At 43.3% G+C, this 6000-nt stretch carries 8 protein-coding genes; 6 read left to right on the forward strand and 2 right to left on the reverse strand.

All coding sequences use genetic code 11. The features are described 5' to 3' along the window. Window positions 1-62: 62 nt before the first annotated feature. Complete coding sequence (locus tag EYR97_RS18045) at window positions 63-899, reverse strand: ion transporter (RefSeq protein WP_131095157.1); 837 nt, start codon at window positions 897-899, stop codon at window positions 63-65. A 117-nt stretch (window positions 900-1016) separates the two neighbouring features. Between EYR97_RS18045 and EYR97_RS21955 the strand changes: the two genes are divergently transcribed. Next, window positions 1017-1169: a hypothetical protein gene (locus tag EYR97_RS21955; protein WP_165478094.1), complete on the forward strand. Its 153-nt coding sequence runs from the start codon at window positions 1017-1019 to the stop codon at window positions 1167-1169. Between the two features lie 103 nt (window positions 1170-1272). On the opposite strand, the gene tolC is transcribed toward EYR97_RS21955, so the two are convergent. Continuing rightward, a complete protein-coding gene (gene tolC / locus EYR97_RS18050; RefSeq protein WP_131095158.1) occupies window positions 1273-2652 on the reverse strand; it encodes an outer membrane channel protein TolC in 1380 nt (459 codons plus the stop codon). 348 nt (window positions 2653-3000) lie between these two features. On the opposite strand from tolC, the gene nudF reads away from it, so the two are divergent. The 5 genes from nudF to EYR97_RS18075 all read left to right on the forward strand — a co-directional run. Then, window positions 3001-3627, forward strand: coding sequence for an ADP-ribose diphosphatase (nudF, locus tag EYR97_RS18055; protein ID WP_131095159.1), 627 nt, complete (start codon window positions 3001-3003; stop codon window positions 3625-3627). Between the two features lie 41 nt (window positions 3628-3668). Next, window positions 3669-4064, forward strand: coding sequence for a DUF1249 domain-containing protein (locus tag EYR97_RS18060; protein ID WP_165478095.1), 396 nt, complete (start codon window positions 3669-3671; stop codon window positions 4062-4064). Further along, on the forward strand, window positions 4061-4909 hold the full coding sequence (locus EYR97_RS18065) for a metallophosphoesterase (RefSeq protein WP_242635113.1): 849 nt from the start codon (window positions 4061-4063) through the stop codon (window positions 4907-4909). The genes EYR97_RS18060 and EYR97_RS18065 overlap by 4 nt, the downstream gene beginning before the upstream one ends. 105 nt (window positions 4910-5014) lie before the next feature. Further along, complete coding sequence (locus EYR97_RS18070; protein WP_131095160.1) at window positions 5015-5596, forward strand: YqiA/YcfP family alpha/beta fold hydrolase; 582 nt, start codon at window positions 5015-5017, stop codon at window positions 5594-5596. 143 nt (window positions 5597-5739) lie between these two features. Beyond that, a partial coding sequence (locus EYR97_RS18075) for an ATP-binding protein (protein WP_242635114.1) occupies window positions 5740-6000 on the forward strand: 261 nt, incomplete at its 3' end.

The following is a 6000-nucleotide window of genomic DNA, read 5'->3' on the forward strand; positions in this document are numbered from 1 at the left end:
CAGCTGGCCTTGAGATATATTTTTATAGTGAATTAAGGGCGCAAAAGCATGGTTGATTGGCCCTATTGCTTAGATTTGGACTCGCTCAATTGTGCCTTTATGGCATTAAGTTCCGCCATAACGTCTTTTAACGTAGGCTCTACATTACCAAGGGCTTCTTGCTCTGCTATGAGTTCTGCTTGTTTCTCTGCCCGTGCTTTTTCATTTTCTCGCTCCATCACATTTACCACAATACCAATAACCATATTCAAAAAAGCAAAGGCGGTAAAAAAGATAAAGGTCAAATAGAAAATCCAGCTCAGTGAATAGACTTCCTGTGTTTCATACATTACATCAGTCCAGTCTTCGAAGGTCATTATTCTGAACAATGTCAGCATTGAGATAGTGATGTCACCCCACAAAACAGGATTGATTTGCTCGAATAAGGTACTTCCCACAGCCGCGTAAATATAAAAGATGATAAACATCAATAGCATCACATAGCCAAGTTGGGGTAGTGCTTTGACTAGCGAAACCAGCAGAATTCTCAATTCAGGAATGATAGAGATCATTCGCAATACCCTAAATACCCTTACAAGCCTTGCTATCAAAGCAAGCTCGGTGTCATCGGCGGGAATTAAACTTATAACCACAATGAGGGTGTCGAACCAGTTCCAAAAACTTTTGAAGAAATAGCGTTTACGCCTTTCAGCAAGAAAACGAATAGTGATTTCTGTTAAGAAAAAGGCACTAATAAACCAGTCAAGAAATAAGGTAATAGATGACATGCCAGAAGGCAGTTCATAGGTTTTGGCTCCGACCAGTAGGGCCGAAATAACAATGACGCTGATAACAAAGGCTTCAAACCATTTATTCGCGCGAATTCGTTCAAATTTATTCTGAAGTTCAGAGGCTTGCATTTCTATTAATCACTCAAAGGTAAATCAGTTAACTAAAGGCCTTGAGGTAAGTACCAATAGCGTTATACTAAAGTTGAATTCAACTTGTAGTAGGCAGAAAAACTAAGGGGCATAATCATGGATGATGAATTACGTTTGTTGCAAGAAAAATTGCAAAATGTGTCGATTAGGTTGACTAATTTCTCCTTTGATAAACAAAGTGCTGAAGCGCTTAGAGTCGAGTACAAGCTACTTTTGATTGCACTAGAGAAGTTTACTCCAATTCGTTAACCTTCTTGTTAACCAGTTTTTGTTTATTTGTGTATTAAAAAGGGTAGCGAATGCTACCCTTTTGTTTTTTACGAAGGGAGCCTAACCAAGGCTTCTGGAAAAACTATTTCGCAGCAATAAGTCCACGGTTGATTGTCTCGATACCTTCACCAGTCAATGTACCTGCCGCTTGTTTAAGGGTAACTACTGACTGAATAAAGTCGTAACGAGCACCTGCTAAATTGCGTTGTGCGTCAAACAAGTTACGTGTACTGTCTAATACATCCACAATGGTACGTGTGCCAACATCAAAGCCCGCTTCTGTCGCCTTAAGCGCACTTTCCGCAGATACAACTGATTGTTCCAATGCACGAATGCGAGACACCGATGCTCTTAAATCATTAAATGAACGGCGAACGCTTTGAACGGTTTGGCGATGTGCTTGTTCCAACTGTTCACTGGCTAGCACATAGTTGTGGCGTGCCTGCGTTGTTCTTGCGCTTACTTGTCCACCCTGATAAATCGGCACAGTGATTTGGGCGCTCAAACGAAGTGTATCTTGCGTTGGCAGGCTTGCTGAAGGTGAAGTGCCGATAGTCTGATCAACATCATCCTTGGTATATTGCGCATTAAACGTTGCCGTTGGATAGTGCCCTGCACGTGCAGCCGCAATATCGTCCTCGGCAATGTCTTTCCCAAGACGTTGAACCATCAATGAAAGGTTGCGCTCTTCGGCTATTTTCAGCCATTCATCTACCGTTTGTGGTTGTGGTAGTGTAGCGCTGAAGCGTTCAGTGCTCAGTACGCTCAAGTTAGAGTGGTACTTGCCTGTGATAACGCGAAGGTCCTCCAAAGCAATTTCAACATCGTTCTCGGCTTGAATTTCTCTTGCCACTGTATTGTCAAAGTTTGCTTGGGCTTCATGAACATCAGTAATTGCCGTTAAACCAACTTCAAAGCGCTGTTTAGTTTGCTCAAGTTGTCTTTCAATGGCGCGTTTTTCTGCTTTGATAAATTCTAGGCTGTCTTTAGCGCGAAGCACACCAAGGTACGCTGTTACTGTACGTGTGATGAGGTCTTGTACTTGAAGCGCATACTGTGAGTCACTTTGTTGTGCAACTTTTTCAGCACGCCCTAAGTTAACCCAGTTAGTGTGGTCGTAAATAGACAGCGTTGCTTCGATACCTTTTTGAAGTGTTGTACGATCAATATCTAACAGTGGGAAGGTAAACCCAACTAATTCACCGTCTTCATTAGTTTGAGGAACGCCGTTTGACGCGGTAGTGGCGTCGACATCAGTGTAAGAAACAAATGCAGAAACCTGGGGCAAAAGGGCTGCGCGACTAATGTTAATACCTTCAAACGCAGCATCGCGTTGTGCTTTCGCTTGGTTTACCACGGGATCATTAGCTAATGCTTGCTGATAAACCTGCATAAGGTCGTCAGCCAGTGCACTCGTTGTCATTGAGATTCCGACTACCAGCGACAGAAGTGTTCGTTTCATGCTTACGTCTTCCTGTTGTGTTCAAGTTGTGTCGCCACTAATTATGATTTGGCGATCTATTAAAACTAAGTGTATGAAAATTCAATCACAAACCGAAAGTCCAAACTCGTAACAGTCTTCGTTTAACTGTAACAGAATATGTGATCTACCCACGCAATTTTTATAGTAATAAACGACTTATAAATTGAGTTTTCTGTTGTTCGTTTACACTAAGGCGCGTTGGCCTTCGTTGCATAAACGTACTGCAAAAATTTACATGAACTCAGTATCGCGATTAACTGCGTGTACATGAGTCAGGCGTAAATGTACTATGTATGATAAATCTATTTAACCCAAAAGTGTCAGCAAATGAGCAAGGAATTCCTTTCATTTACCTCAAATGACGTTGAAGTTACCGACATAACGCCGCTTTATTCTGGTTTTTTTACCATGAAGCAGTATCAATTCAGGCACAAATGTTTTGATGGCTCATGGAGTGATACCGTAAAGCGGGAGATATTTGAACGCGGTCACGCTGTTGGTGTATTGCCCTATGATCCCATACTTAATGAGTTCGTGCTAATTGAGCAGGTAAGAATTGGGGCATTGGCAACTTCTTCAAGCCCTTGGTTAATAGAAATTATCGCGGGAATGATTGACGAAGGGGAGACGGAAGAGGGCGTTTGTCATCGTGAGTCTCTAGAAGAGGCTGGCATTGAGCTAACTGAATTGACCAAAGCAGTAAGTTATTTATCGAGCCCAGGTGGAACAACGGAGAGGCTGCATATATACGTTGCCAAAACAGATGCGAGCAAAGCGCATGGTATTCATGGGCTAGCCTCAGAATCGGAAGACATCAAAGTACATCGTGTAAAAGAGAGTACTGCGCTTGAATGGTTGGAAAACGGTCATATAGACAACGCAGCGGCAATTATTGCGCTACAATGGTTCTTTATGCACAAATCTACACTTCTGGAGCAATGGCAGACCTCGTGACTCGTCAAACCCAACGAAAATATGTACCTCATCTTCCATCCATGCAGGCATTGTGTGAGTTGAATTATGCCCATGTGCTTCGCATTTTACCCGATTGCGACACGGAAGATATGAGTTACAAGTTCGTTGTAGGTAAAGGGTTGTCATACGAAATCCGTATTATTGAGTCGGCGCGCTATACCAGTACGCTGAGTATTCAGCAAACCACCAAAGAGCTGCCTTCCTATTTGACACCCTGTATGACGGTGCGTTTGTACCACGATGCTAGAATGGCTGAGGTAATAAATAGTCAAAATACAGGGGCTTTACAGCCGTCCTATGACTACCCCAATGTAAAAATGCGCCAGCGCAATGAAAAGCATATGGTTAATATCTTTTTAGCTGAGTGGCTGAGCTTTTGTTTACAGCATCCTTCAGCGGTGCCTTTCGAGGCGTGACAGAAGGCGTGATTGAACTTATTCAGATAAGTGACTGCCACTTATTCAAAGACAAGAGTAAAGTTGGCTATGGGGAAATTGCCCCTTACCAATCTTTAGAAACTGTTTTACGTCAAGTTTCACAGCGGATTAGGTTATCCAAGACAAAATGCGCACCAGATGATGCCGAACATCAAACTGACGATGTAGTACAGGCAGTAACGGTAATATTGGTTACCGGTGACATCACAGGTGACGATACCCATGAAAGTTACATGCACTTTTTGTCATTAATGAGCCAGCATATCGATAGTATAGGTGTGGATTGGTATGTTATAGCGGGCAATCATGACAACAATCCGCACTTCGAGCGTATTTTTGCGAAACGCATATTGTGTAGTGGGCACCCCGTTACTATTGGAGACTGGCAGGTACACGGAATGGACACTCGCTGTGCCAGTGAGCCCCATAGTGCTAAAGGCGAGGTGAACTCTCATGATGTCCGTATGGTGAGTAGGGCAATAGAGCAGGCGAGTTCAAAACATCACCTTGTGGCATTGCACCATCACATAAAGCCTTCTAACAGTTGGATGGATAAACATCGACTATTCAACGCCGAGCGAATTGACGCTATGGCAAGTAAGTACACGCAAATAAAAGGCTTTATTCACGGGCATGTGCACCACCCATTGCGTCAGCAGGTGGGTGAGCACGAAACACCATCGTTTGGTTCTCCGTCGACCTGTTGGCAGTGGAAAATGCAGACCACATTTGGAGTAAGTGAAAGCAACCCAGGTTACCAAGTTATCCAACTGCACAGTGATGGGGGCTTGAGTTGTGAAGTTTACCGCACTGCTTTTGCGTGATTTAGTACATTGATTAAACAAGCAGTGTATTCGTTGCTATAACAAATAAAAAACCTAACACTGTCGTGGTAGCATTATGAGTCTATTTTGAATCAGAGAACTGCCATGCAACACATTTTATACCTTCACGGGTTTTTAAGTTCCCCACAGTCGGTGAAAGCGCTAGCCACCAAAGCTTATTTTGAACAACATCACAAGAACATCACTTTGCACGTGCCGGCCTTATCAAACTACCCCAGTGAAGTAGAGGCCCAGTTGCTTGCGCTGATTGAGGGTACACCGGCGCTAATAGAAAATGGCTTGAGATTAATAGGCAGTTCCATGGGCGGCTATTTGTCTACGTTTCTACTGGAAAAGTTCGGCGGAAAAGCAGTTTTAATTAATCCAGCGGTTCAACCCTACGCGTTACTACAGCATTTTATCGGAACCCATCAAAACCCGTATAGTGGTGAACAGTTCGACATTGTAGAAAGTGACATTGACGTGATTAAAGCGCTGGATACCACCGAGTTGAAAGAGCCAAACCGCTACAAAGTGATGTTACAAACCAATGACGAAACCCTTGACTATCGTTTGGCAGAAAGAAAATACGCCAAGAGCAATTTGCTTATTGAAGAAGGCGGCGATCACAGCTTTGTTGGCTACGAAAACCACCTGCCGGCTATTGCAGAATTTCTACTGAAATAAGCACATTGCCACGCCTAACAAGCCCTGCTACCATCAATAATATCCTATTAGCGCAGTGGTCGCTTTTTCGTGCTTAAAACGGTTTATGTGCTGTAGCACCACATGCCTTGTTTATCTTGCTGGCTTAAATAACAACCATAACTATGTCAAATCAATATAATTCAGATGCAATTGAGGTCTTAAATGGCCTTGACCCTGTAAAACGTCGCCCTGGTATGTATACCGATACGACTCGTCCTAATCACTTAGGGCAAGAAGTTATCGACAACAGTGTGGATGAAGCATTGGCTGGCCATGCGTCGAATATCAAAGTGATTTTGCACGAAGATCAGTCCCTCGAGGTTATTGATGATGGCCGTGGTATGCCGGTGGATATTCACCCTGAAGAAGGTATTTCTGGCGTT

This window comes from Alteromonas sp. KUL42 (assembly GCF_006538325.1).
Lineage (GTDB): Bacteria > Pseudomonadota > Gammaproteobacteria > Enterobacterales > Alteromonadaceae > Alteromonas.

Coding starts and splice junctions, on each gene's coding strand:
- nudF (WP_131095159.1), top strand. CDS start 3,001: ATGAGCAAGGAATTCCTTTCATTTACCTCAAATGACGTTGAAGTTACC.
- EYR97_RS18060 (WP_165478095.1), top strand. CDS start 3,669: ATGCAGGCATTGTGTGAGTTGAATTATGCCCATGTGCTTCGCATTTTA.
- EYR97_RS18045 (WP_131095157.1), bottom strand. CDS start 899: ATGCAAGCCTCTGAACTTCAGAATAAATTTGAACGAATTCGCGCGAAT.
- tolC (WP_131095158.1), bottom strand. CDS start 2,652: ATGAAACGAACACTTCTGTCGCTGGTAGTCGGAATCTCAATGACAACG.
- EYR97_RS18070 (WP_131095160.1), top strand. CDS start 5,015: ATGCAACACATTTTATACCTTCACGGGTTTTTAAGTTCCCCACAGTCG.
- EYR97_RS21955 (WP_165478094.1), top strand. CDS start 1,017: ATGGATGATGAATTACGTTTGTTGCAAGAAAAATTGCAAAATGTGTCG.